The organism is Mycobacterium sp. AMU20-3851 (genome assembly GCF_043974665.1).
In the GTDB taxonomy this organism is placed as follows: Bacteria; Actinomycetota; Actinomycetes; order Mycobacteriales; family Mycobacteriaceae; genus Mycobacterium.
In genome coordinates, this window is sequence record NZ_CP146371.1 from 102,213 (window position 1) to 124,646 (window position 22,434).

Here is a 22,434-nt window from a genome sequence, read left to right on the forward strand (position 1 = left end):
GACGACCGATGACCGATACCGAATTCCTCACCGACGCCCCGCTGGCGGGCACCCTGATCGCCACCGATTTCGAGGGCTGGACCGACGAGCTGCGCGCCGAGTTCGACGCCTACTCCCATGACGGCTACGTCGGCTCCCGGCTGCTGAGCCAGAACGAGCGGGTCCGGGTGTGGGAGATCCGGCTGGCACCCGGTGAACGCTGGCACGCCCACCGCCACGTGCTGGACTACTTCTGGACGGCGGTCAACGCCGGCCGCAGCCGTCAGCACACCTCCGACGGCACCACCCGCGAGGTGTCCTACGGCGCCGGTGAGACCCGGCATTTCACGTTCGCCGCCGGCGAGTTCCTGCTTCACGATATCGAGAACGTCGGCGACACCGACCTGGTCTTCACCACTGTGGAACACCTGGACTCGGCGAACGCACCGCTGCCGGTGTGAAATGGGCCCACGGCGAGACGCTCAGCTAGACACGCGGGATCTCGGCGTTGATCCGGCTCAGCAGCGCCGGATAGCGCTTGGCCTCCGGGTGCCCGCTCGGTTTCCCGCTGCTGACCACCGCCACCGACAGCGCCCGCTGCGGGTCCGCCCACACCGCGATGTCGGTCAGGCCGGTGTGCCCGAAGGCCCCCTCGGCGTCGCGGCCGAACGGTCCGAACCGCTTGGCGCCGAGCATGTATCCGGTGCCCCAGCGCATCGGTGCCAGTCCGACCGCGAGGTCGGGCCGCAGCCGGCGTGCCTCGGTGGCGGCGGCCCGCAGGGTCAGCGGTGACATGATCCGCACCCCGTCGAGTTCGCCGCCGCGGCAGAGGATCTCCGCGAAGCGGGACAGTTCGTGGGCGTTGGACACGGTGTTGGACGACGGGATGACGCCGGTCAGGAATTCCGGCGTGTTGGAGAACGGGATGATCTGCTGCGGGGTGCCGCCGACGGCGAGCTTGAACGCCTTGGCGATCGGCGCGGGCAGCGGTTTACCGGTGACGTGACTGGGCGCCACCTTGGGCACATCGCCGGCCGCGACCCCGTAGTTCGTCCAGCGGAACCCGAGCGGGGCGAGGATCTCCTCGTCCAGGATGTCGCGGATGCTGCGTCCGGTTGCCGCGGAGATGATCTCGCGCATCAGCGGACCCCAGGTCACCCCGTGGTAGATGTGCACCAGGCCGGGCCGGTACACCGGCTTCATCCTGCCCAGCATCTCGCGCGCGTAGTCGCTGTCGTCCATCCGCTTCAGGTCGGGCTGCGGACCGGTGGCGAACGGGATCCCGGCGCTGTGCGTGACCACGTGCCGGATGGTGGTGCGGTCCTTGCCGTGGCTGGTGTAGCCGGGCAGATAGTCGCAGACCCGGTCCTCCAGCGAGAAGGCGCCGCGCTCGACCAGCATGTGGGTGACCGTGGTGGTGATCGCCTTGGCGGCCGAGTACACGCAGAACGGGGTTTCGGTGCTGACCGGAATCTGTTCGGCGTCAACGGGATCACCCGGACCGTTGCCCCAGGCGTGGCCGATCGCACGGTCCAGGATGACCGCGCCGTTGCGGCGCAGGCAGACCTGGATGGCCGGCTGCATCCCGGCCGAGTACCAGTGCCGGGCGGCGTCCCAGATCCGTTCGACGGCTGCGGGATCGATGTCGGAGTGATCCTCGGCCCCGCGGGCGGTGACCGATTCGAGGTCGGCGGGCACCCGGATGCGGCCGTCGGTGCTCATGACGGATCCCGTCGCAGGGTGGCGGCCAGATGGTGTTGCAGCGGCTGACCGACCGCGGCCATCTGCACGGTGTAGCTCAGTTCGTCACCGTCCACGGTGAAGGTCCGGGTCAGTGCGGTGACCTCCTTGGCCGACGAGGACCGCCCGATGGTGGACTGCAGCTGCATTCTCAGCGCACCGTCACAGCTCAGCGTGCCCTCCAGGATCTCCACGATGCCGGTGGGGTGTGCCAGCATCCATTCCACCCGGCCCTGCTCGGGGACGCGGATGTAACCGGTCTCGGCGTGCAGCGGCCGGCCGTCATCGGTGGCTTTCGTGCGTTGCGCATAGGCCAGGAACGGCTTCCCGACGTGGCCGAACGTGACGGTCTCGGTGTATCCGAACGGTTCGATGGTGGGATATTCACCGGCGCCGGGTCCGGACCAGGTGCCCAGCAGCGGGGCAAGTACGGCGATTCCGGGGTGTAGGTCGACCATCCTGGTCAGCCTACGGCGTGGTGTACTGACGCGGTTATGACGCAGCTTGATGTTGATCTGGTCCCGGTGATCGGCCGTCCCCATCCCGGTCGGCTGTCCAAGAAGCTGTACCCGCAGACCGGGCGCGCCATCGCCCGGTACGCGGATGTGGACGCGAACGGGCATGTGAACAACCTCGCCCTGGAATCGATGCACGAGAACGCGCGGGCCGAGTTCAACCAGGTGACGTTCCCGGGGGTGTATCAGCCCGCGGTGCGCAGCGTCCGGTTGGTGACCGCCAACAATGCCGTGCACTTTCTGGAGGAGGTGTTCTGGCCGGCGACCATCGAGACCGGCCTGGGCATCGGCCGGCTCGGGCGGACCTCGTTCACCGTGTCGACGGCACTGTTCGTCGGGGACAGCTGTGTCAGTGTCTGTGACACCGTGCTGGTGGTGCTGGACGACAACGGTCCCGCGCCGATCCCGGAGGAGGCGCGGGACCGTCTGTCGTCCCTGCTGCTGAACTGACTACAGCGCGGCGTCGGCCACATCCAGCGCGGCGTCCAGGATCGCCAGACCCTCACGCACCTCGTCGGCGGACACGTTGCACGGCGGCACGACGTGGATGCGGTTGAAGTTCGCGAACGGCAGCAGGCCACCGGCCTTGCACGCCGCGATGACCGCGTTCATCGCCGGGCTGGACCCGCCGTAGGCGGCCAGCGGTTCCCGGGTTGTGCGGTCCTTGACCAGCTCAAGCGCCCAGAACACGCCCGTGCCGCGCACCTCACCGATGCTGGGGTGCTTGTCGGCCAGTGCGGCCAGACCGGGGCCGATGATCTCGGCACCGACCGTGGCGGCGTTGTCCACCATGCCCTCGTCCTCCATCGCGTTGATGGTGGCGACGGCGGCGGCGGTGGCCAGCGGGTGACCGGAGTAGGTCAGACCACCGGGGTAGGCGCGGTGGGCGAACGTCTCGGCGATCTCCGGGCTGATCGCGACACCGCCGAGCGGCACGTAGCCGGAGTTGACGCCCTTGGCGAACGTCATCAGGTCCGGGACCACGTCGAAGTGGTTGATGGAGAACCACTTTCCGCTGCGACCGAACCCGGCCATCACCTCGTCGGCGATGAACACGATGCCGTACCGGGTGCAGATCTCGCGCACGCCGGCCATGTATCCGGGCGGCGGGATCATGATGCCCGCGGTGCCCGGGATGGACTCCAGGATGATCGCGGCGATGGTGGACGGGCCCTCCATCTGGATCAGCTTCTCCAGGTACTCCAGCGCGCGCGCCGATTCCTGTTCCTCGGTCTCGGCGTAGAACGACGAGCGGTACAGGAACGGCCCGTTGAAGTGCACCACGCCGGCGTTGCCGCGGTCATTGGGCCAGCGGCGCGGGTCACCGGTCAGGTTGATCGCGGTGTCCGTGCCGCCGTGGTAGGCCCGGTATCGGGACAGCACCTTGTAGCGGCCGGTGTGCAACCGGGCCATCCGCACCGCGTGCTCGACCGCGTCGGCACCACCGTTGGTGAAGAAGATCTTGTTCAGTTCACCGGGGGTGCGCTCGGCGATCAGCCGGGCCGCCTCCGAGCGCGCCGCGTTGGCGTGCTGCGGGGCCACCGTGCACAGCTTGGCGGCCTGTTCGGTAATGGCGGCAACAACTTTCGGGTGCTGGTGCCCGATGTTGGTGTTGACCAGCTGGCTGGAGAAATCCAGCAGACGGTTGCCCTCGCCGTCCCACAGGTAGGACCCCTGGGCCGCCGAGATCGTCATCGGGGTGATTTCGGCCTGCGCGGACCAGGAATGGAACACGTGCGTGCGGTCCAATTCGTAGGCGCGGGCCGATTCGGCGCGGGCCGCGTCAACGGTCAATCCGTTGGGCAGCAAGGTCGACTCTTCGGTGACAGTCATATCGCTCAGTCTCTCACTTGTTACCGGGGAAGCCGAGGTCGATTCCGCCGTGCGACGGGTCGAGCCAGCGGCTGGTGATGGCCTTCTGTCGGGTGAAGAAGTTCACGCCGTCCATGCCGTGGGCGTGGCTGTCGCCGAACAGGGAGGCCTTCCAGCCGCCGAAGCTGTAGTAGGCCATCGGGACGGGGATCGGGACGTTGATGCCGACCATGCCGACCTCGACCTCGTTCTGGAAGCGCCGCGCCGCGCCGCCGTCGTTGGTGAAGATGGCGGTGCCGTTGCCGTAGGGGTTGGTGTTGATCAACTCCAGGGCTTCGTCATAGGTCTCGACGCGCAGCACCGAGAGCACGGGGCCGAAGATCTCGTCGGTGTAGACGCTCATATCGCGGGTGACGTTGTCGAGCAGGGTGGGGCCCAGCCAGAAACCGTCTTCGCCGCCGTCGGCCTGGACATTGCGGCCGTCGACGACGACCTTGGCGCCGTCGGCCTCGCCGGCGTCGATGTAGGAGGCCACCTTGTCGCGGTGGGCCTTGGTGACCAGCGGGCCCATATCGGAGTCCTTGGTGCCGTCACCGGTCTTGAGGCCCACGGTGCGCTCGGTGATCTTGGCGACCAGGTCGTCGGCGATGGGGCCGACCGCAACGGCGGCGCTGATGGCCATGCAGCGCTCACCGGCGGAGCCGAAACCGGCGTTGACCATGGCATCGGCGGCCAGGTCCAGGTCGGCGTCGGGCAGGATCACGGCGTGGTTCTTGGCGCCGCCGAGGGCTTGGACGCGCTTGCCGGCGGCGGTGCCGGTGGCGTAGACGTACTGGGCGATCGGGGTGGACCCGACGAAGGACACGCTCTTGATCTTGGGGTTGGTCAGCAGCTCATCGACGACGGTCTTGTCGCCCTGCAGCACGTTGAACACACCGTCGGGCAGACCGGCTTCCTTCCACAGCGCCGCCAGCCACAGCGAGGCGGACGGATCCTTCTCCGAGGGCTTGAGCACCACGGTGTTACCCGCGGCGATGGCGACCGGGAAGAACCACATCGGCACCATGGCCGGGAAGTTGAACGGCGAGATGATCGCCACCGGGCCCAGGGGCTGGCGGATGGAGTAGACGTCGACCTTGGTGGAGGCGTTCTCGGTGTAACCACCCTTGAGCAGATGCGGGATGCCGCAAGCGAACTCGACGACTTCCTGGCCGCGGCCGACCTCGCCGAGGGCGTCGGAGACCACCTTGCCGTGCTCGCTGGTGATGATCTCGGCCAGCTCACCCTTGCGCTCGTTGAGCAGTTCGCGGAACCGGAACAGTACCTGGGTGCGCTTGGCCAGCGACGCGTCACGCCAGGCCGGGAACGCGGCCGCGGCGGCGTCGATGACGGCCTGGGCGTCGGCGACGCTGCCCAGGGCGACCTGACCGGTGACCTGGCCGGTCGCGGGGTTGGTGACCGGCGCGGTGGCACCCGAGGTGCCTTCGAAGAATGTGCCGTTGGACCAGTGCTGAACGGTGGCTTGCATCGCTATGAGCTCACTTTCTATCGGGTGATTTCAGTGTGCGGTCCGGGATCCCCGCACGAACGCGACAGAATGTCTCGAATATGTGGTGCGCGCATACACTCTGTATATGCAGCTGACTGTGGCCGAGGTGATCGCGCTACCGGTGATCCGGGCCGGCGATCCCGAGGTGCTCAGCGGGCGCCGCTTCGACGAACCCATTCGCTGGGTGCACGTCAGTGATGTACCAGACCTCTCGGCACTGGTGCAAGGCGGTGAGTTGGTGTTGACAACCGGTGCGGCACTGCGTGATTCGCCACGCGACTATCTACGCCGGATGGCCGACGCCGGGGTCATCGGGGTGGTGGTCGAGGTCGGTGCGACACCGCTACCCGCCGGGCTGGGTGATATCGCCGCCGAGTGCGGGCTGGCGTTGGTGGCGCTGCGCCGGCAGGTGCGGTTCGTCGAGGTGACCGAGGCCGTGCACCGGCTGATCGTCGCCGACCAGTACGAACGGGTCGACTTCGACCGCCGGGTGCACCAGACCTTCACCGAGCTGAGCCTCAAACGCCTGTCCGCGGCGGGCATCGTCGAGGCCGCCGCCGGCATCCTGGACGAACCGGTGGTGTTGGAGGACCTGACCCACCGTGCCCTCGCGGTGTCGCTGCGCGGGCGGTCCGCGGATCTGTTGCGCGACTGGGAGCGGCGTTCCCGGCTGCGCGCCACCGCGGAGCAGTGGGCGATCACCGCGGTCGGCGCGCGCTCCGAGCAGTGGGGCCGGTTGATCGTCCCGGTGCCCTCACCCGATCCCGACCGCACCCAGATGGTGCTGGAACGCGCCGCGGTGGCGTTGGCGCTGAACCGGATGATCGAACGCGACCGCACCGGCATGCACCACCAGGCCCAGAGCGGGCTCATCGACGATGTGCTGCGCGGGCGGATCGCCGACGAACGGGAAGCCGCGGCGCGCGCGCATGCCCTGGGCCTGCGCTCGGCAGCGCACTACACACCCGTGGTGGTGCGTGTCCGTAGACCACTCACGGCGACGGATCCCGTTGCCGCGCAACGACAGAACGTCCTGCTAGTGGACACCGTGCTGCACACCGTCAACGCCTCCGGGCACACCGGGCTGTGTGCGCTGCGGCGGGACGGGGAAGTGGGAGGCGTGTTGGCCCTCGGGGTCACCCGGCCGGCCGAGGAGGCGCTGGCCGCCCTCGGCACCGCGCTGCGCTCGGAGATCGCCCGGGTGGACGGCACCGCGGGCGCGGTGTTGGCGGTCGGGCCCGCGGTGGACGGGGTGGTCGACGCCGTCACCGGTCTCGGCGAAGCCTCGCACATCGCCGAGGTCGCACTGGCGCTGCAGGATTCGGCCGCCACCGGGGAGCCGTCACGGCCCTTCTACCGCGCCGCCGACGTCCGGCTGCGCGGGCTGGTTTCGCTGCTGCGGGACGACCCGCGGGTGCAGACCTTCGCCGAGACCGAACTGCGGGCGCTGCTGGCCGGCGACCCCGCGCACGTCGATCTGCTGCGTGAGTACCTGAAGCTGGCCGGTAACAAAGCGGCCGTGGCCTCCCGGCTGCACATCAGCAGGCCGGTGCTCTACAAGCGATTGGCCGCCGTGCGGGCCGCTCTCGGTGTGGATCTCGAAGACGGCGAATCGATGACCTCGCTGCACGTCGCGCTCATGGTGCTGGATGCGCAGGGCCGGAACGGAATCGACATTCCGAAGGCGTGAGCGCGTGCGGCGCCCTCGCGGTACTGTCAGGCGCATGCGCCGAATCCTGCGCTACGAGATGGCTGTCGCGGAGTGGATGGGACTTGCGTTCCTGCTGGCCATTCCGTACCTGATCATCGGTGTGGTCTGGGCCTTCACCCAATCCGACCCGCTTCTCGGCTCCGTGCTGGGCTGGCCGCTGTTGCTGGCCTACCGGTTCTGCGGGTTATGAGCCGGTTCCTCAGCCGACCGGTCCAGGTGGAGGCGATGCTCGAATTCCTGATGTGGCTCGCGCTGCCCTACATCGTCATCGGTCTGGTGTTCACCATCGCCCATCCCGACGACGTGCGGGCACTGGAGACCCAACTGCAGACCCGGATCCCGGCCGGCGCCGATCTCGCGTCGTTCGGCGCAACCACCGCGCTGTGGCCGATGATGTTGATCACCGGACCGGTAGAGGAGCGCTGCTATGTCGGATGACGATCTGTCCGATTTCGAACAGACCGAGTTCTGCCACGAGGGCAAGACCCGCACGGTGTACCGCCGTGGCAGCGGGCCGGCGGTCATCGTGATCGCCGAGATGCCCGGAATCACCCCCAAGGTGCTGGCCTTCGCGCGCCAGGTCGCCGACATCGGGTGCACGGCCGTGCTCCCGCACCTGTTCGGGGTTCCGGGCCGGGATCCCAACGTCGGCGGGCTGGCCACGGTGCGCACCCTGGCCAGTGCGATGGTCCCGGCCTGCGTGAGCAAGGAGTTCGTCACGCTGGCCACCGGCCGCACCTCGCCGGTCGTCGGCTGGCTCCGGGCGCTGGCCCGTTATGAGCACGATCGCTGTGGGGGACCCGGTGTCGGCGCGGTCGGTATGTGCTTCACCGGCGGCTACGCCCTGGCGATGGCCACCGACGACGTCCTGCTGGCGCCCGTGCTGGCCCAGCCGTCGATGCCGGCCGCCCTCACCAAGGCCCAGAAGCGGTCGATCGACATCTCACCGGAGGATCTGGAGATCGTGAAGGGTCGGTGTGCCCGCGGGCTGACCGTGCTCGGATTGCGGTTCGACTCCGACAAATTCGTGCCGGCCGAACGTTTCCAGTTCCTGCGCGACCAACTCGGGGACGCCTTCGTCGCTGTGGAACTGAGTGCCGGATCGGCCAACCCGGAGGGGGCGATGCCGCCGCATTCGGTGCTGACCGAACATCTCATCGACGAGCCCGGCCAACCCACCCGGGCCGCCCTCGATCAGGTGCTCGAGCTGTTCCGCAGCCGGCTGCTCAGCCCGGTCTGAGCACCAGATCTAGGCCGACCGGTCGACGCCGGGACGGTCGTCGGGCTCGTCGTCCTCGACGGTGGCCAGCACCGGCGACAGCAGCAGGCGCATCTGGTTGCCACCGGACTTGCGGGCCTCGTACATGGCGTTGGTCCCGATGGTCACCAACTCGTCGAGCACATCGTGGGATCCCTGCCCGGTCAGCGGCTGCAGCGGGGTGCTCACCACCCCCAGGCTCGCGGTCAGCTTGAACGGCGCGGACTTGATGGTGCCCAGGATGCGCTCGGCCAGCGGGGTGGGGTCCGGGGTGGTGAACACATCGGCGACCAGGTACTCGGCCTCGCTGAAATGCCCGATCACCGCGTCACCGCGCACCGTTTCGCGCAGCCGCTGCCCGATGGCGACCCGCGCCTTGTTGCCGCCGGCCTTGCCGGACATGGCGGTCAACAGGGAGAAGCTGTCCAGGTTGACCACGATCAGGATGAGGTAGCGGTCGTCGCGGCGGCTGCGGGATCCGATCAGGGTGGCGACGTTGTCGTAAAAGGTCTGCCGGTTCGGCAGGCCGGTCAGCGGTTCGATCTCGCCGTGCGGTTTCTCCGAGCCGATGATGCGCAGCACCAACTCGCAGGCGAAGGCCACCACCACGTTCATCACCGCCACGAATCCCACGCTGGACAACGCCAGCGCATAGTCGATGGCCACCAGCCGCCACGCCAGGATGGCCAGCGTCGCTGCCTGGGCGGTCCAGACCAGGATGAGCCAGGACCGGGAGTGGAAGAAGACCGCGTAGGCGGTGGTCACGGCGAACGCGGCGGTGCCCAGCAGGCCCAGCACCGGATCGGGATCCGATGTGCAGACCACCATGATGAGCGCGGTGCCCAGGATCAGGCACACCCGGGACTGCCACCGGGTCGGCCAGTCCGACCGCAGCCAGAGCAGGGCGATCGCGGCGCAGGACAGCGCGACGATGACGGTCACCACCATCTGGTGCGTGCCGATCAGATCGGTGGTGGCGGCCCGCTGGAAGATGACGATTGCGGCCAGACCGGCGGCGATGGCGGCGACGACGCGGCAGGTGACGACCTGGAGATCCCGGGCGGCCAGATAGGCCGTCAGCCACTCGTAGTGATCGCCGCCATGTCGCCACCGCGAGGGGGTCACCATCAGCTGTCGCTCCCCTCGCAACACCGTGGAAGATTTCGACCACAGCATACGGCGGGATCCGAGACCGTCGCATGGTCTCCATGCCGTCCGCGTCTCGTTAGCCTGGGGCTATGACAGCCCCGTGGACCCCAGCCCGACTCGGCGATCTCACCGGCCGGACCATCATCGTGACCGGAGCGACCAACGGCGTCGGACTGGCGACGGCCGCGGCCCTGACGCGTGCCGGAGCGCATGTGGTGCTGGCGGTGCGCAACACCGAACTCGGGGCGCAGCGCGCGGCCGAGATCGGCGGCCACACCACGGTGGCGCGTCTGGACCTCGCCGACCAATCGTCGGTGCGGGCCTTTCCCGGGCTGCTCGACGAGCACGGCATCAACGTCGTCGACATCCTGGTCAACAACGCCGGTGCGCTCACCCAGCACCGGGAGGACACCGTCGACGGATTCGAGGCGACGATCGCCACCAACCTGCTCGGCCCGTTCGCGCTGACCAATCTGCTGCTGGACCGGGTGCGCTCCCAGATCATCAACGTCGGTTCGCAGGCCCACGAGTCGGCCACGCTGCGGTTGGACGATATGCATCTGCGCACCCACAAGTGGACGGTGATGGGCGCCTACGCCCGGTCGAAGCTGGCGGTCATGCTGTGGGGGCTGGAACTGGACCGCCGCCTGCGTGCCGCGCAGTCACCGGTCATCAGCCACCTCACCCACCCCGGCTGGGTCGACTCCAACCTGCCGAACGTCTCGGGGGGCCGGCTGCTGGGCGTGGTGCAGCGGGGCGTCAAGCTGGTCGCCTCGATGGCGGCCAACGACGCCGCCGCGGGCGCGGCCACCACGCTGTACTGCATCACCGAGCCGATCCCGCCGGGCAGCTACGTGGGTGTGCAGGGCCGGTTCGGGCTGCGCGGCGGACCGGTGTTGATCGGGCGTTCGGCGTTGGCCTGCGACTACGCGGCGGCTGCACGGGTGGTGCAGTTCGCCGAACAGGAGACCGGCACGGCGCTTTCCGTCGCACAATGATCCGATGGATCCCGAGCAGGCGGTAATCCCGCGCCGCCAGGCCCTCGTCGGCGGCGGCGTCGCGGTGGGAGCGGGCGTCCTCGTCGCCTGCTCGCGCGGACAGGACCGGCCCGCACCGCCCGCACGCGAGGACGGGGTGCTGGCCGGCACCGCCGACGTGCCGGTCGGGTCCGCGCTCATCGTGGACGGCATCGTGCTGACCCAGGCCCGGGCCGGTGAGTTCGCCGGATTCTCGGCGGTGTGCCCGCACAAGGGGTGCGAGGTATCCGAGGTGGACGGCGCCGAGGTGATCTGCCCGTGCCACCACAGCATCTTCGGGCTGGACGGGGCGGTGATCTCCGGCCCGGCCCGCGAACCGCTGGCTCCGGCGGCGATCACAGTCCGGGGTGAATCGATCGTGGCGGGCTGAAAGCTCGTTACCATCAGCGCCTGTGGCAGACGACCAGCGCGATGAGCCGGACCCGGGCCCGGCCCAGATTCCGTGGTACGAGGAGTCCTGGGCCGTGGTCGGCGCCGGTGTCGCCGGGGTGCTGGTGATCGGTGTGCTGATCTACGCGGTGGTGCAGACCTCGCAGAGCTCGGTGGAGCCGAGTTACGGCCCGCAGTACTACACCGACTACTCGCCCTCGACCACGAGCGCGGCCAAGACCACCACCTCCCGGACGACCACCTCGCGGACGACCACGTCGCGCACCACCACGACGAGCCCCACGACCACGAGCACGACCACGACCACGAGCACGACCACGACGACGAACGAGACCTCGGAGACCACCTCCGAGGACACGACGGACACGACCGAACCGACCCTCGACGACGAGAACCCGTTCATCCTGAACCCGTTCGCCTCCACCACGCAGAGCAGCGACGATGAGGAGCAGGATGGGTAGCGCCGACGTCGGCGTTTAACCCACCGATTAGCCGGGGATGTGATCGTCTGACAGAATCAGCGCCGAGGGGAGTACTCCCAACGCTGCGGTGTCGTCATCACGTCGTCTGTCATCGGACGACCGGTGCTGCAGGCCCGCGTCACGTCCGGCGGGCGGAAGAGACCTCGGCCGTTGATCGACGACCGGAGGCTCCGACCATATGAACGTGTCCACACTCGAGTGGGGCATCACCCTCGCTGTCACCCTGGGCGTCCTGCTGGTGGATATCGTCGTGTTCGGCCGTCGGCCGCACGAGCCGTCCACCCGGGAGACGTCCATCGCGCTGACCTTCTACGTCGGCCTGGCCATCGCGTTCGGAATCTGGACCTGGGTGTTCCACGGCCACCAGTACGGTGTCGAATTCTTCGCCGGCTGGCTCACCGAGTACAGCCTCTCGGTGGACAACCTGTTCATCTTCTTGATCATCATGGCCAGCTTCAAGGTGCCCAGGATCTACCAGCAGCAGGCGCTGCTCGTCGGCATCATCCTGGCGCTGATCTTCCGCGGCATCTTCATCGCCCTCGGCGCGGTCGCCATCAACCAGTTCTCCTGGGTGTTCTACATCTTCGGTGCGTTCCTGATCTACACCGCCTGGAAGCTGGCCAAGGACACCGACCACGAGGACGACGGCGAGAACAGCGTCGTCCGGTTCGCGCGCAACTACCTCAACACCACCGACAAGTGGCACGGCCTCAAGCTGACGGTCAAAGAGGGCTCCAAGCGCGTCATGACGCCGATGTTCCTGGTGATCGTCGCGCTCGGCACCACCGACCTGCTGTTCGCGCTGGACTCCATCCCCGCGATCTACGGGCTCACCCAGGAGCCCTACCTGGTCTTCACCGCCAACGTGTTCGCCCTGATGGGGCTGCGCCAGCTCTACTTCCTGCTCGGTGACCTGCTCAAGCGGCTGGTGTACCTGTCCCAGGGCCTGTCGTTCATCCTCGGCTTCATCGGCGTCAAGCTGCTGCTGCACGCGCTGCACGAGAACGAGCTGCCGTTCATCAACGGCGGTGAGCACGTGCCGGTGCCCGAGATCCCGACGCTGGCCAGCCTCGGCGTCATCATCGTCACCCTCGTCATCACCACCGTCGCGAGCCTGTACAAGACGCGGGTGGTCGACAAGAAGGCCGACGAGGAGTCGGAGCGCACCGCGGACTAAGCGATACGCTCAAACCCGTTATGCGCGCAGGGAATTCACTACTGTAGGTCGGCATGCCGTCCGCCTCGGAGTCCATCCCCCGTCGCTCCGCTCGCCCTGCACCCGCAGCGGTCCGTAAGGCCGTCGTCGGCGCGTCCATCGGCAACGCCGTGGAATGGTTCGACTTCGCCATCTACGGATTCCTGGCCACCTATATCGCGGCGAACTTCTTCCCGTCGGGCAACGAGACGGCCGCCCTGCTGAACACCTTCGCGATCTTCGCGGCGGCGTTCTTCATGCGGCCGCTCGGCGGGTTCGTGTTCGGCCCGCTCGGTGACCGGATCGGCAGGCAGAAGGTGCTGGCCCTGGTGATCCTGCTGATGTCGGCGGCGACGCTGCTCATCGGCTTGCTGCCGACCTACTCGGCGATCGGGGTCGCGGCACCGCTGCTGCTGCTGGTGCTGCGCTGCGTGCAGGGTTTCTCGGCGGGCGGGGAGTACGGCGGCGGCGCGGTGTACCTGGCCGAATACGCCGCCGACCGCCGGCGTGGATTCGTGGTCACCTTCATGGTGTGGTCGGGCGTGCTGGGCTTCCTGCTCGGCTCCATCACCGTGACGCTGCTGCAGGCCGGGCTGGCCGCCGATGCGATGGACAGTTACGGCTGGCGCATCCCGTTCCTGCTCGCCGCGCCGCTCGGGCTGGTCGGCCTCTACATCCGGATGCGCCTGGACGACACCCCGGAATTCACCGATCTGAGTACCGCCGACAAGGTTGCCGACCGGCCGCTGCGGGAGGCCCTGACCACGTCGTGGCAGCCCATCCTGCAGGTCATCGGGCTGTTCCTGATCTTCAACGTCGGCTACTACGTGGTGTTCACCTTCCTGCCGACCTACCTGATCAAGACCCTCGAGTTCTCCAAGACCGCGTCCTTCGTCTCGATCACGTTGGCCAGCCTGGTGGCGCTGGTGCTGACGCTGCCGTTCGCCGCCCTGTCGGACCGGATCGGGCGCCGGCCGATGCTGATCGCCGGTGCGGTGGCCTTCGCGGTGCTGAGCTATCCGCTGTTCCTGTTGCTCACCTCGGGGTCGCTGGTCGCTGCGATCACCGCGCACTGTCTGCTGGCGGCGATCGAGTCGATCTACATCTCCACCGCCGTCACCGCGGGCGTCGAGCTGTTCGCCACCCGGGTGCGCTACAGCGGTTTCGCGGTCGGCTACAACGTCTGCGTCGCGGTGTTCGGCGGCACCACGCCGTACGTGGTGACCTGGTTGACGGCCGAGACCGGTAACCCCCGGGCGGCCGCGTTCTATCTGGTGATCGCCGCGGTGCTGTCCCTGTCCACGGTGCTGACCCTGCGGGAATCCGCGGGTAAGCCGCTGACGGCGACCGTAACCGGAGACCAGGGACAACCGAGCCTGCGATGATGGGCCGATGAGACCGGGGGCGCGGCCGACCAAAGCCGATGTGGCGCGGCTGGCCAATGTCTCGGCGGCGACCGTCAGCTACGTGCTCAACGACGTCAAGGGCCAGACGATCTCGGCCCAGACCCGCGCCGCGGTGCGCGACGCCGCCAAGGCGCTGGGCTACCGGCCCAATCTGGCGGCCCGCAATCTGGCCCGGGGCGGCAGCGGGGTGGTGCTGTACATCGTCCCGCGGATCTCGCTGGGCGAATTGCTGCTGGAGGTCGGCAGCCGGCTGACCACCGAACTGGCCCGCCACGGGGTGGTGCTCTCGCTGCAGTTCGAGACCGACGACGGCCGCAATGTGGTCGACGCCGTCGCCGACCTGAACCCGATCGCGGTGACCAGTGTGTTCGGCCTGTCCGGCGCGGCGCTGGACGCCGTCACCGCGGCCGGGATACCGCAGATCCATCTGGGCAGTGCCCAGTTGCACGCGATGGGCGAACTCCATCTGACCATCGGACGGATGCGGGTTGAGCATCTGGTGTCCCGCGGTCACCGCCGGCTGGCGTTCGCCTACGCCGGCGATGAGGCGCTGCGTCCGCTGGGCGACTACTGGCTGTCCGGACTGCAGGTGGCCGCGGCCGGGTTGCCCGAGATCGACACCGCGACCGTCGCCGCCGACGGATCCGACGCCGCCGATGCGGTGCGGCGTTGGGTCGATGCCGGGGTGACCGCGGTGTGCGCGCAGAGCGACGAGACCGCGCTGGTGGTGCTGCACGGCATCCGGGAGGCGGGGTTGCGTTGCCCGCAGGACCTCGCGGTGATGGGCGTCGACGCCATCCCGCTCGGTGCCGTCAGCGGCCCGCCGCTGACCTCGGTGGGGCTGGATGCCAAGACGATCGTGGAGGTGTCGGTGGCGGCGATGATGACCGAGCTCGGTTACCCCGCCGGCCGGGAACCCAGCAGCGAGAATGTGGCCCATCTGATCCAGCGGGCGTCCACCTGACGCGACAGATCGTCGCCGACCTGTAAACATCCGAGCTTGCCCTGCACCCTGTGACCCGCGTAACTTACGCGAGTAAGTTAACCGGGGTGTGAGAGGTGGCAGCAGTGACGGTGGACGCAAGCACGGAACAGACTGACGGCACCGCCGTCGGCGATGTCTATTTCGACCCGTACAACGTCGAGATCAACGCCGACCCGTATCCGGCGTTCGCGCGCCTGCGGGAGGAGGCGCCGCTCTACTACAACGAACAGTTCGACTTCTACGCACTGAGCCGCTTCTCCGACGTCAACAAGGCGCTCATCGACCACGAGACCTTCAGTTCGGCCCGCGGGGCGATCATCGAGCTCATCAAGGCCAACATCGAGATCCCCTCCGGCGCACTGATCTTCGAGGACCCGCCGATCCACACCGCGCACCGCAAACTGCTGTCGAGGATGTTCACCCCGCGCAAGATCAACGCGCTGGAGCCCAAGATCCGGGAGTTCTGTGCCCGCGCCCTGGACCCGCTGGTCGGTTCCGGACGCTTCGACGTCATCGGTGATTTCGGCGCGATCATGCCGATGCAGGTGATCAGCGCGCTGCTCGGCATCCCCGAGGACGACCAGGAGATGATCCGCGACCACGCCAATGCGCAGATGCGCACCGAGGCCGGCCAGCCGATGAAGGCCGCCGAGGAGGGCCTGGTCGACGGATCGATCTTCGAGACCTACATCGACTGGCGCAAGGACAACCCGTCCGACGACATCATGACCGACCTGCTCAACGTCGAGTTCACCGACGAGCATGGCGTCACCCGCAAGCTCACCCGCGAAGAACTGCTCATCTACATCAATGTGGTGGCCGGCGCGGGTAACGAGACCACCACCCGGCTCATCGGGTGGGCAGCCAAGGTGCTCGCCGAACATCCCGATCAGCGCCGCCAGCTGGTCGAGAACCCCGGGCTGATCCCACAGGCCATCGAGGAGATCCTGCGCTTCGAACCGCCGGCCCCTCACGTGGCGCGCTACGTGACCCGCGATGTCGAGTTCTACGGCCAGACGGTGCCCGAGGGCTCGTCGATGATGATGCTGATCGGTGCCGCGGTCCGCGACAGCCGCCAATTCCCGCCGGACGGTGAGGTTTTCGACATCCACCGCGAGCAGCGCCAGCACCTGGCGTTCAGCGTCGGCACGCACTTCTGCCTGGGTTCGGCGCTGGCGCGGCTGGAGGGCCGCATCGCGCTGGAAGAACTGCTCAAGCGGTTCCCGGAGTGGGACACCGATCTGGACAACGCGGTGCTGTCACCGACCTCCACGGTGCGCGGCTGGGAATCGATGCCGCTCATCGTGTCGTGACGACCGGCCTATCGGTTCCCAGAATCTGGGAGGACGTCACCCCCGAGTGGATGACCGCCGCGCTGGCCCAGGAGATCCCCGGGGCGGTGGTCGACACGGTGACCGTCGCCATGCGCGATGACGGCACCAACCGGCGGGCCCGGCTGGCGCTGACCTACGCGGCGGGGCCGGGCCCGGAGACGGTGTTCGTCAAGGCCGTCGATCCCGACCACAAGGCCCTGATCAAGATGACCAGCGGTCTGTTGCACGAGCCGCGGCTGTTCACCTCCGGCGTCGCGCTGCCGCTGGAACATCCGCTGGTGTACGCGGCCCCGATCGACGAGGCCGACGAAGACTTCCTGCTGGTGATGGAGGATCTCACCGCGCGGGACGCGGATCCGCGGGACGCCACCCGGCCGTTGACCGTCGAGCAGGCGGCCAACGGGGTGCGCGGACTGGCCCGGTTGCACGGCGCATTCTGGGGCCACCGGGTGGCCCGGCCCGGCCTGGAATGGTTGGAGCCGTTCGTGGCCTGGGACGGGATGCAGTGGGCGCCGCTGCCCGCCGCGCTGGAACGGCTCGGCGACGACGCACCCCCGTCGGTGCAGGCGCTGAGCATCGACCACCTGGTGGAAGGCATCTGGAAACCGTTCATCCGGACCCTGACCGCCCCCGGTGTGCCGCAGACCCTGCTGCACGGGGACCCGCACATCGGCAACACCTACCTGCTGCCGGACGGTGATCTCGGCTTCCTGGACTGGCAGGTCGCCCGGCACGGCCACTTCGCACTGGACCTGGGCTACTTCCTGCAGGGCGCGCTGAGGACCGAGGACCGCCGGGCCGCCGAGCGGGACCTGTTGGCCGAGTACCGGGACGCGCTCGGGCTGCCGGCCGAGGAACTCCCGTCGACCGAGGAGATCTGGCTGCGCTACCGCGCCTCGGTGGCGCATGGGCTGATGACCTGGCTGGCCACCGCCAGCGCCGGCGAGCTGTGGCAGCGTCCGGACATCGCGCTGGCCCTCGCGCAGCGCTACAGCGCGGCCTACGAGGACCTGCAGACCGCACAGGCGCTGGAGGTCCTCACCACCTAGGGTGGTGGCGTGACGAGAGGGCGCCGGCGGTGATCGACCACGTCCTCGTCGTTGTCTTCGCCCTGTGCGCAGCGATTTTCGCGGCCGTCGGCATCGTGGTGCGCCAGCAGGCGACGCTCGATGTGCCGGAGGAACACGGCGTCAGCGTCGTCATGGTGGCGACCCTGCTGCGCCGTCCGCTGTGGTGGGCCGGGACCGCGGCCGCGGTGGCCGGTTTCGTCTTCCAGGCGCTGGCGCTGGACAACGGATCGCTGATCGTCGTGCAACCGCTGCTGGTGTCGGCGCTGCTGTTCGCGCTCCCGCTCAGTGCCCGGCTCGCGCACCGGCGGGTCACCCGCAGGGCGTGGTTGTGGGCGGTCCTGCTGACCGTGTCCCTCGCGATCTTCATATTGCTGGCTCACCCCCGGGTCACCGAGCAGGTGGCGCCCGTGCGCACCATCGCGGTGGTGGTGGCGGTGTGCTCGGTGGTGGTGATCGGGTGCGTGCTGCTGGCGGTGCGCCGCTCGGGCTGGCAGCGGGTGGTGCCGCTGGCGGTGGCCGTCGGGCTGATGTTCGGTCTGGTCGCGGTGCTCACCAAGATCCTGATGCAGGAACTGGACAGGCACCCCGTCGCGCACGTGCTGGCAACCCCGCTGCCGTATGCCCTGGTGCTACTCGGGGTGCTGGCCACCCTGCTGCAGCAGTCGGCGTTCCATGCCGGGTCGTTGCAGACGTCGGTGCCGACCATGCTGGTCGTCGAACCGATCGCCGCGGTGCTGCTCGGGGTCTTCATCCTCGGCGAGACGTTGACGGCGAACCGGTGGGAGACGGTGGTGCTGACGGCTGCGGTGCTGGCCATGACGGCGGCCACCATCGCACTCGGCCGTGATGAGGGCGCCTACGAAGAAGAGCTCGAAGCGCAGTCGCGCACCGTCTGAACTGGAACTTCTCACAGGTAATCGGCAGGTCGCGGGCAGCCGGGCATATCTTTAGTTTTGCTAACGTTGTATCCGACGGTCGGTGTGGACGGTGATGTCCCCGGCCGCAGATAGCGGTAGAGCCGAAAGAACGTCCCGAAGGATCCCGAAGTGTTGCCCGAAACCGAATCCCCTGACACCCAGCAGCGCATGACCCAGCTGTACGCCACCGACCCCCAGTTCGCGGCGGCCACGCCGAGTGCCGAGGTGAATGCCGCCGCCTGCGCGCCCGGCCTGCGGCTCGCCGACATCGTGCGCACCGTGCTCGACGGCTATGCCGACCGGCCGGCCCTCGGCGCCCGCGCGGTCGAGTTCGTCACCGACGAATCCGGTGACACCGTCGCCGCCCTGCAACCGCGCTTCGAGACCATCACCTACGGCCAACTCGCCGAGCGGGTGCGGGCGCTGGCCGACGCATGGCGCGGCGCCCCTGTGAAACCCGGTGACCGGGTCGCCATCCTCGGGTTCACCAGCGTGGATTACACCGTCGTCGACATCGCCCTGACCCAGCTCGAGGCGGTATCGGTGCCATTGCAGACCAGCGCCTCGACGGCTGCGCTCGCCCCGATCATCGCCGAGACCGAACCCGTCCTGATCGCGTCGAGCATCGACTACCTCGCCGACGCGGTGGAACTGGCGCTCGGGTCGGCAGCGACCCGGCTCGTGGTGTTCGACTACCACCCCGAGGTGGATGCGCAGCGCGCCGCGTATGCGGCCGCCACCGCGCGGCTGGACGACCGGGTCACCGTGGAAACCCTCGCTGAAGTGCTCGCGCGGGGCGGGTCCGGGAACCTCACCGAGGTGCCCGCCGAGGCGGACCCGCTGTCGTTGCTCATCTACACCTCCGGCAGCACCGGGGCGCCCAAGGGCGCGATGTACCCGCAGAGCAAGGTCGCCGACATCTGGCGGCCGGCGGCCAATTCACACTGGGATGACAGCCAGGGTGTGGCTCCGTCCATCGTGCTGAGCTTCATGCCGATGAGCCACGTGATGGGCCGCGGCATCCTGTACGGCGCGCTGGCCAGCGGTGGCACCGTGAACTTCGCGGCCCGCGCCGATCTCTCGACATTCCTGGACGACCTGGCCCTGACCCGCCCCACCCAGCTGAACTTCGTGCCGCGCATCTGGGACATGCTGTTCAACGAGTACCAGAGCCGGCTTGCCCACGGCGGCAACGAAACCGAAGTGCTCGAGGACTTGCGGACGAACCTGATCGGCGGCCGCTATGTCAGCGCGGTGACCGGCTCGGCGCCGATCGCCCCCGAACTGCGGGACTGGGTGGAGACGCTGCTGGGCATGCACCTGCTGGAGGGCTACGGCTCCACCGAGGCTGGGGCTGTCTTCATCGACGGTCACATCGCCCGGCCGCCGGTGCTGGAGTACAAGCTCGTCGACGTACCTGAACTCGGCTACCGCCTGACCGATGTGCCGCATCCCCGCGGCGAACTGCTGGTCAAGTCCGAGCAGATGTTCCCCGGGTATTACAAGCGCCCCGAGATCACCGCGCAGGTCTTCGACGCGGACGGCTTCTACCGGACCGGCGACATCGTCGCCGAACTCGGGCCCGATCAGGTCGCCTACGTCGACCGGCGCAACAACGTCCTCAAGTTGTCCCAGGGGGAGTTCGTCACGGTGTCCAAACTGGAGGCCGTCTTCACCACCGCGCCGCAGGTGCACCAGATCTATCTGTACGGCAACAGCGCCCGGCCCTATCTGCTGGCCGTGGTGGTCCCCACCGATCCGTCGTCCACCAAGCAGGACATCGCCGCCGCGCTGCAGGAGGCCGCGCGCACCGCCGACCTGCAGTCCTATGAGCTGCCCCGCGACTTCCTCATCGAGGCCACCCCGTTCACCGTGGAGAACGGTCTGCTGACCGGCATCCGGAAGTTGGCCTGGCCCAGGCTGAAAGAGCGGTACGGGGCCGAGCTCGAGCAGCTCTACACAGACCTCGCCGACGGCCAGGCGCAGGAGCTGCAGGCGCTGCGCGCCGCCGGGGCCACCGCGCCGGTGCTGGACACCGTCGGCCGCACCGCGGTCGCCCTGCTGGGTGCGGCCAGCGCCGATGCCGCCCCCGATACGCACTTCACCGACCTGGGCGGAGATTCGCTGTCGGCGTTGACATTCGGGAACCTGCTCACCGACATCTTCGATGTCGAGGTGCCGGTGTCGCTGATCGTGAGCCCGGCATCGGATCTGCGGACCATCGCCGAGCACATCGAGACCCAGCGCGCCGGCGGGACCGGCCGCCCCACGTTCGCGTCGGTCCACGGGGCGGGCGCCACCGAGGTGCATGCCGCCGACCTCACCCTGGACAAGTTCATCGACGCCGCGACTCTTGCTGCCGCACCGTCGCTTCCGAAGGTAGGGAGTGAGATCCGCACCGTGCTGCTGACCGGCGCGACCGGCTTCCTCGGGCGCTACCTGGCGCTGGATTGGCTGGAGCGGATGAGTCTGGTCGGCGGCAAGGTGATCTGCCTGGTCCGCGCGCGCAGCGACGCCGAGGCCCGGGCCCGGCTGGACCGGACGTTCGACACCGGCGACGAGAAGCTCGTCGCGCACTACCGCGACCTCGCCGCCGAGCATCTCGAGGTGATCGCCGGAGACAAGGGCGAGGCGAATCTCGGTCTGGACCAGGCGGTCTGGCAGCGGCTGGCCGATACGGTGGATCTCATCGTGGACCCCGCCGCACTGGTGAACCACGTCCTGCCCTACAGCGAGCTGTTCGGGCCGAACGCGCTGGGCACCGCCGAGCTGATCCGGGTCGCCCTGACCAGCAAGATCAAGCCGTTCGTCTACGTGTCGACCATCGGGGTCGGTGCGGGCATCGAAGCGGGACGCTTCGTCGAGGACGCCGACATCCGGGACATCTCGGCCACCAGGGTCATCGACGACAGCTACGCCAACGGGTACGGCACCAGCAAGTGGGCCGGAGAGGTCCTGCTGCGGGAGGCGCACGACCGGGTCGGGTTGCCGGTCTCGGTGTTCCGGTGCGACATGATCCTGGCCGATACCAGCTACGCCGGACAGCTGAACCTGCCCGACATGTTCACCCGGATGATGTTCAGCCTGGTCGCCACCGGGATCGCTCCGCGTTCGTTCAATCAGCTTGATGCCGAGGGCAATCCGCAGCGCAGCCACTACGACGGGCTGCCGGTGGAGTTCATCGCCGAGGCCATCTCGACCCTGGGGACCCGGGTGGCGCTGGAGGACCGCAGTTTCGAGACGTATCACGTGATGAACCCGTACGACGACGGCATCGGCATGGACACCTTCGTGGACTGGCTGGTCGAGGCCGGGTACCGGATCGAGCGGGTCGCAGACTACGGCGACTGGCTGGCCCGGTTCGAGACCGCGCTGCGGGCCCTTCCTGACCGTCAGCGGCAGGCGTCACTGCTGCCGTTGCTGCACAACTACGCCGCGCCGGGCGTCCCGGTGAACGGGGCGATGGCGCCCACCGATGTGTTCCGCGCCGCGGTCCAGGACGCAAAGATCGGTCCGGACAAGGACATTCCGCACGTGAGTCGCGATGTGATCGTCAAGTACGTCACCGACCTGGAGCTGCTGGGGCTGCTCTAGTTCACGTCCACATAGACGGTCCGCCCGGCCAGGGCGTTGTACACGTAGTCGCGGTCCTCGTCGTCGACGATCCAGTTCTGGGTGTAGTCCTGGCCGTGGCGGACCCCCACCACGTTCGCCTCGGACAGTGGCCGGCTGCTCAACCGGCTGACGATCACCCGGTAGCCCTGGGCCCGGAGTTCGTCGATGGTCTGCTGGGCGTTGCCGGCGGGGTCCGGGTCCGCCACCGCCGTCCCGATGAAGCCGGTGGCGGCGGACCCGATCACGCCGGCCACCAGGGCGCCCACGGCGGCGAATGCGTACCTGTTCAC

At 68.4% G+C, this 22,434-nt stretch carries 22 protein-coding genes; 16 read left to right on the forward strand and 6 right to left on the reverse strand.

From position 1 onward, the window contains the following. Positions 1 to 8: 8 nt before the first annotated feature. A complete protein-coding gene (locus V4U86_RS00490) occupies positions 9 to 440 on the forward strand; it encodes a hypothetical protein (protein WP_395309363.1) in 432 nt (143 codons plus the stop codon). Positions 441 to 465: 25 nt separating this feature from the next. Here the strand turns inward: V4U86_RS00490 and lipE are convergent, their stop codons facing one another. Together lipE and V4U86_RS00500 are read right to left on the reverse strand one after the other, a co-directional pair. Further along, positions 466 to 1,701, reverse strand: coding sequence for a lipase LipE (lipE, locus tag V4U86_RS00495; protein WP_395309364.1), 1,236 nt, complete (start codon positions 1,699 to 1,701; stop codon positions 466 to 468). Continuing rightward, positions 1,698 to 2,177 (reverse strand): peroxynitrite isomerase, encoded by a 480-nt coding sequence (locus V4U86_RS00500; RefSeq protein ID WP_395309365.1) that lies wholly within the window; start codon positions 2,175 to 2,177, stop codon positions 1,698 to 1,700. Before V4U86_RS00500 ends, lipE begins: the two co-directional genes overlap by 4 nt. Positions 2,178 to 2,213: 36 nt before the next feature. Here V4U86_RS00500 and V4U86_RS00505 point away from each other — a divergent pair, with 36 nt between their 5' ends. Further along, positions 2,214 to 2,684 (forward strand): acyl-CoA thioesterase, encoded by a 471-nt coding sequence (locus tag V4U86_RS00505; protein WP_395309366.1) that lies wholly within the window; start codon positions 2,214 to 2,216, stop codon positions 2,682 to 2,684. Here V4U86_RS00505 and V4U86_RS00510 read toward each other — a convergent pair whose 3' ends face one another. Then, positions 2,685 to 4,067: an aspartate aminotransferase family protein gene (locus V4U86_RS00510; protein WP_395309367.1), complete on the reverse strand. Its 1,383-nt coding sequence runs from the start codon at positions 4,065 to 4,067 to the stop codon at positions 2,685 to 2,687. Between the two features lie 13 nt (positions 4,068 to 4,080). After that, complete coding sequence (locus tag V4U86_RS00515; protein WP_395309368.1) at positions 4,081 to 5,574, reverse strand: CoA-acylating methylmalonate-semialdehyde dehydrogenase; 1,494 nt, start codon at positions 5,572 to 5,574, stop codon at positions 4,081 to 4,083. Between the two features lie 106 nt (positions 5,575 to 5,680). Between V4U86_RS00515 and V4U86_RS00520 the strand changes: the two genes are divergently transcribed. The 4 genes from V4U86_RS00520 to V4U86_RS00535 are packed head-to-tail and all read left to right on the forward strand — an operon-like array spanning position 5,681 to position 8,546. Further along, positions 5,681 to 7,285 carry a PucR family transcriptional regulator gene (locus tag V4U86_RS00520; RefSeq protein ID WP_395309369.1) on the forward strand — a complete coding sequence of 535 codons (1,605 nt, stop codon included), beginning with the start codon at positions 5,681 to 5,683 and terminating at the stop codon, positions 7,283 to 7,285. Positions 7,286 to 7,319: 34 nt separating this feature from the next. Next, a complete protein-coding gene (locus V4U86_RS00525; protein ID WP_395309370.1) occupies positions 7,320 to 7,496 on the forward strand; it encodes a hypothetical protein in 177 nt (58 codons plus the stop codon). Further along, positions 7,493 to 7,744: a hypothetical protein gene (locus tag V4U86_RS00530; RefSeq protein WP_395309371.1), complete on the forward strand. Its 252-nt coding sequence runs from the start codon at positions 7,493 to 7,495 to the stop codon at positions 7,742 to 7,744. Before V4U86_RS00525 ends, V4U86_RS00530 begins: the two co-directional genes overlap by 4 nt. Then, on the forward strand, positions 7,734 to 8,546 hold the full coding sequence (locus tag V4U86_RS00535; RefSeq protein WP_395309372.1) for a dienelactone hydrolase family protein: 813 nt from the start codon (positions 7,734 to 7,736) through the stop codon (positions 8,544 to 8,546). The genes V4U86_RS00530 and V4U86_RS00535 overlap by 11 nt, the downstream gene beginning before the upstream one ends. 9 nt (positions 8,547 to 8,555) lie before the next feature. Here V4U86_RS00535 and V4U86_RS00540 read toward each other — a convergent pair whose 3' ends face one another. Further along, positions 8,556 to 9,692, reverse strand: a complete 1,137-nt coding sequence (locus V4U86_RS00540) for a GGDEF domain-containing protein (RefSeq protein ID WP_395309373.1) — start codon at positions 9,690 to 9,692, stop codon at positions 8,556 to 8,558. Between the two features lie 110 nt (positions 9,693 to 9,802). On the opposite strand from V4U86_RS00540, the gene V4U86_RS00545 reads away from it, so the two are divergent. From V4U86_RS00545 to car, 10 genes are all read left to right on the forward strand, one after another. After that, a complete protein-coding gene (locus V4U86_RS00545; RefSeq protein WP_395309374.1) occupies positions 9,803 to 10,711 on the forward strand; it encodes an SDR family NAD(P)-dependent oxidoreductase in 909 nt (302 codons plus the stop codon). Positions 10,712 to 10,715: 4 nt separating this feature from the next. Continuing rightward, positions 10,716 to 11,120, forward strand: a complete 405-nt coding sequence (locus tag V4U86_RS00550; RefSeq protein WP_395309375.1) for a ubiquinol-cytochrome c reductase iron-sulfur subunit — start codon at positions 10,716 to 10,718, stop codon at positions 11,118 to 11,120. 22 nt (positions 11,121 to 11,142) lie between these two features. Continuing rightward, positions 11,143 to 11,601 carry a hypothetical protein gene (locus tag V4U86_RS00555; protein ID WP_395309376.1) on the forward strand — a complete coding sequence of 153 codons (459 nt, stop codon included), beginning with the start codon at positions 11,143 to 11,145 and terminating at the stop codon, positions 11,599 to 11,601. Positions 11,602 to 11,800: 199 nt separating this feature from the next. Beyond that, a complete protein-coding gene (locus tag V4U86_RS00560; protein WP_395309377.1) occupies positions 11,801 to 12,799 on the forward strand; it encodes a TerC family protein in 999 nt (332 codons plus the stop codon). Between the two features lie 53 nt (positions 12,800 to 12,852). Then, a complete protein-coding gene (locus V4U86_RS00565; RefSeq protein ID WP_395309378.1) occupies positions 12,853 to 14,202 on the forward strand; it encodes an MFS transporter in 1,350 nt (449 codons plus the stop codon). Positions 14,203 to 14,209: 7 nt separating this feature from the next. Beyond that, entirely contained in the window at positions 14,210 to 15,187 is a 978-nt protein-coding gene (locus tag V4U86_RS00570) for a LacI family DNA-binding transcriptional regulator (RefSeq protein WP_395309379.1), read from the forward strand. A 104-nt stretch (positions 15,188 to 15,291) separates the two neighbouring features. Next, complete coding sequence (locus tag V4U86_RS00575; protein ID WP_395309380.1) at positions 15,292 to 16,521, forward strand: cytochrome P450; 1,230 nt, start codon at positions 15,292 to 15,294, stop codon at positions 16,519 to 16,521. 50 nt (positions 16,522 to 16,571) lie between these two features. Beyond that, positions 16,572 to 17,591, forward strand: coding sequence for a phosphotransferase (locus V4U86_RS00580; RefSeq protein WP_395312268.1), 1,020 nt, complete (start codon positions 16,572 to 16,574; stop codon positions 17,589 to 17,591). 29 nt (positions 17,592 to 17,620) lie between these two features. Beyond that, a complete protein-coding gene (locus tag V4U86_RS00585; protein ID WP_395309381.1) occupies positions 17,621 to 18,508 on the forward strand; it encodes a DMT family transporter in 888 nt (295 codons plus the stop codon). 189 nt (positions 18,509 to 18,697) lie between these two features. Beyond that, a complete protein-coding gene (car, locus tag V4U86_RS00590) occupies positions 18,698 to 22,123 on the forward strand; it encodes a carboxylic acid reductase (RefSeq protein WP_395312269.1) in 3,426 nt (1,141 codons plus the stop codon). Here car and V4U86_RS00595 read toward each other — a convergent pair. After that, the gene (locus V4U86_RS00595; protein WP_395309382.1) at positions 22,120 to 22,434 is read right to left on the reverse strand and encodes a hypothetical protein; all 315 of its coding nucleotides are present in this window, start codon (positions 22,432 to 22,434) and stop codon (positions 22,120 to 22,122) included. The two genes, car and V4U86_RS00595, sit on opposite strands and share 4 nt — an antisense overlap.

Excerpts from the sequence above, each read along its gene's own strand:
- V4U86_RS00490 (WP_395309363.1), top strand. The coding sequence starts at position 9 with ATGACCGATACCGAATTCCTCACCGACGCCCCGCTGGCGGGCACCCTG.
- lipE (WP_395309364.1), bottom strand. The coding sequence starts at position 1,701 with ATGAGCACCGACGGCCGCATCCGGGTGCCCGCCGACCTCGAATCGGTC.
- V4U86_RS00500 (WP_395309365.1), bottom strand. The coding sequence starts at position 2,177 with ATGGTCGACCTACACCCCGGAATCGCCGTACTTGCCCCGCTGCTGGGC.
- V4U86_RS00505 (WP_395309366.1), top strand. The coding sequence starts at position 2,214 with ATGACGCAGCTTGATGTTGATCTGGTCCCGGTGATCGGCCGTCCCCAT.
- V4U86_RS00510 (WP_395309367.1), bottom strand. The coding sequence starts at position 4,067 with ATGACTGTCACCGAAGAGTCGACCTTGCTGCCCAACGGATTGACCGTT.
- V4U86_RS00515 (WP_395309368.1), bottom strand. The coding sequence starts at position 5,574 with ATGCAAGCCACCGTTCAGCACTGGTCCAACGGCACATTCTTCGAAGGC.
- V4U86_RS00520 (WP_395309369.1), top strand. The coding sequence starts at position 5,681 with ATGCAGCTGACTGTGGCCGAGGTGATCGCGCTACCGGTGATCCGGGCC.
- V4U86_RS00525 (WP_395309370.1), top strand. The coding sequence starts at position 7,320 with ATGCGCCGAATCCTGCGCTACGAGATGGCTGTCGCGGAGTGGATGGGA.
- V4U86_RS00530 (WP_395309371.1), top strand. The coding sequence starts at position 7,493 with ATGAGCCGGTTCCTCAGCCGACCGGTCCAGGTGGAGGCGATGCTCGAA.
- V4U86_RS00535 (WP_395309372.1), top strand. The coding sequence starts at position 7,734 with ATGTCGGATGACGATCTGTCCGATTTCGAACAGACCGAGTTCTGCCAC.
- V4U86_RS00540 (WP_395309373.1), bottom strand. The coding sequence starts at position 9,692 with ATGGTGACCCCCTCGCGGTGGCGACATGGCGGCGATCACTACGAGTGG.
- V4U86_RS00545 (WP_395309374.1), top strand. The coding sequence starts at position 9,803 with ATGACAGCCCCGTGGACCCCAGCCCGACTCGGCGATCTCACCGGCCGG.
- V4U86_RS00550 (WP_395309375.1), top strand. The coding sequence starts at position 10,716 with ATGGATCCCGAGCAGGCGGTAATCCCGCGCCGCCAGGCCCTCGTCGGC.
- V4U86_RS00560 (WP_395309377.1), top strand. The coding sequence starts at position 11,801 with ATGAACGTGTCCACACTCGAGTGGGGCATCACCCTCGCTGTCACCCTG.
- V4U86_RS00565 (WP_395309378.1), top strand. The coding sequence starts at position 12,853 with ATGCCGTCCGCCTCGGAGTCCATCCCCCGTCGCTCCGCTCGCCCTGCA.
- V4U86_RS00570 (WP_395309379.1), top strand. The coding sequence starts at position 14,210 with ATGAGACCGGGGGCGCGGCCGACCAAAGCCGATGTGGCGCGGCTGGCC.
- V4U86_RS00580 (WP_395312268.1), top strand. The coding sequence starts at position 16,572 with ATGACCGCCGCGCTGGCCCAGGAGATCCCCGGGGCGGTGGTCGACACG.
- car (WP_395312269.1), top strand. The coding sequence starts at position 18,698 with ATGACCCAGCTGTACGCCACCGACCCCCAGTTCGCGGCGGCCACGCCG.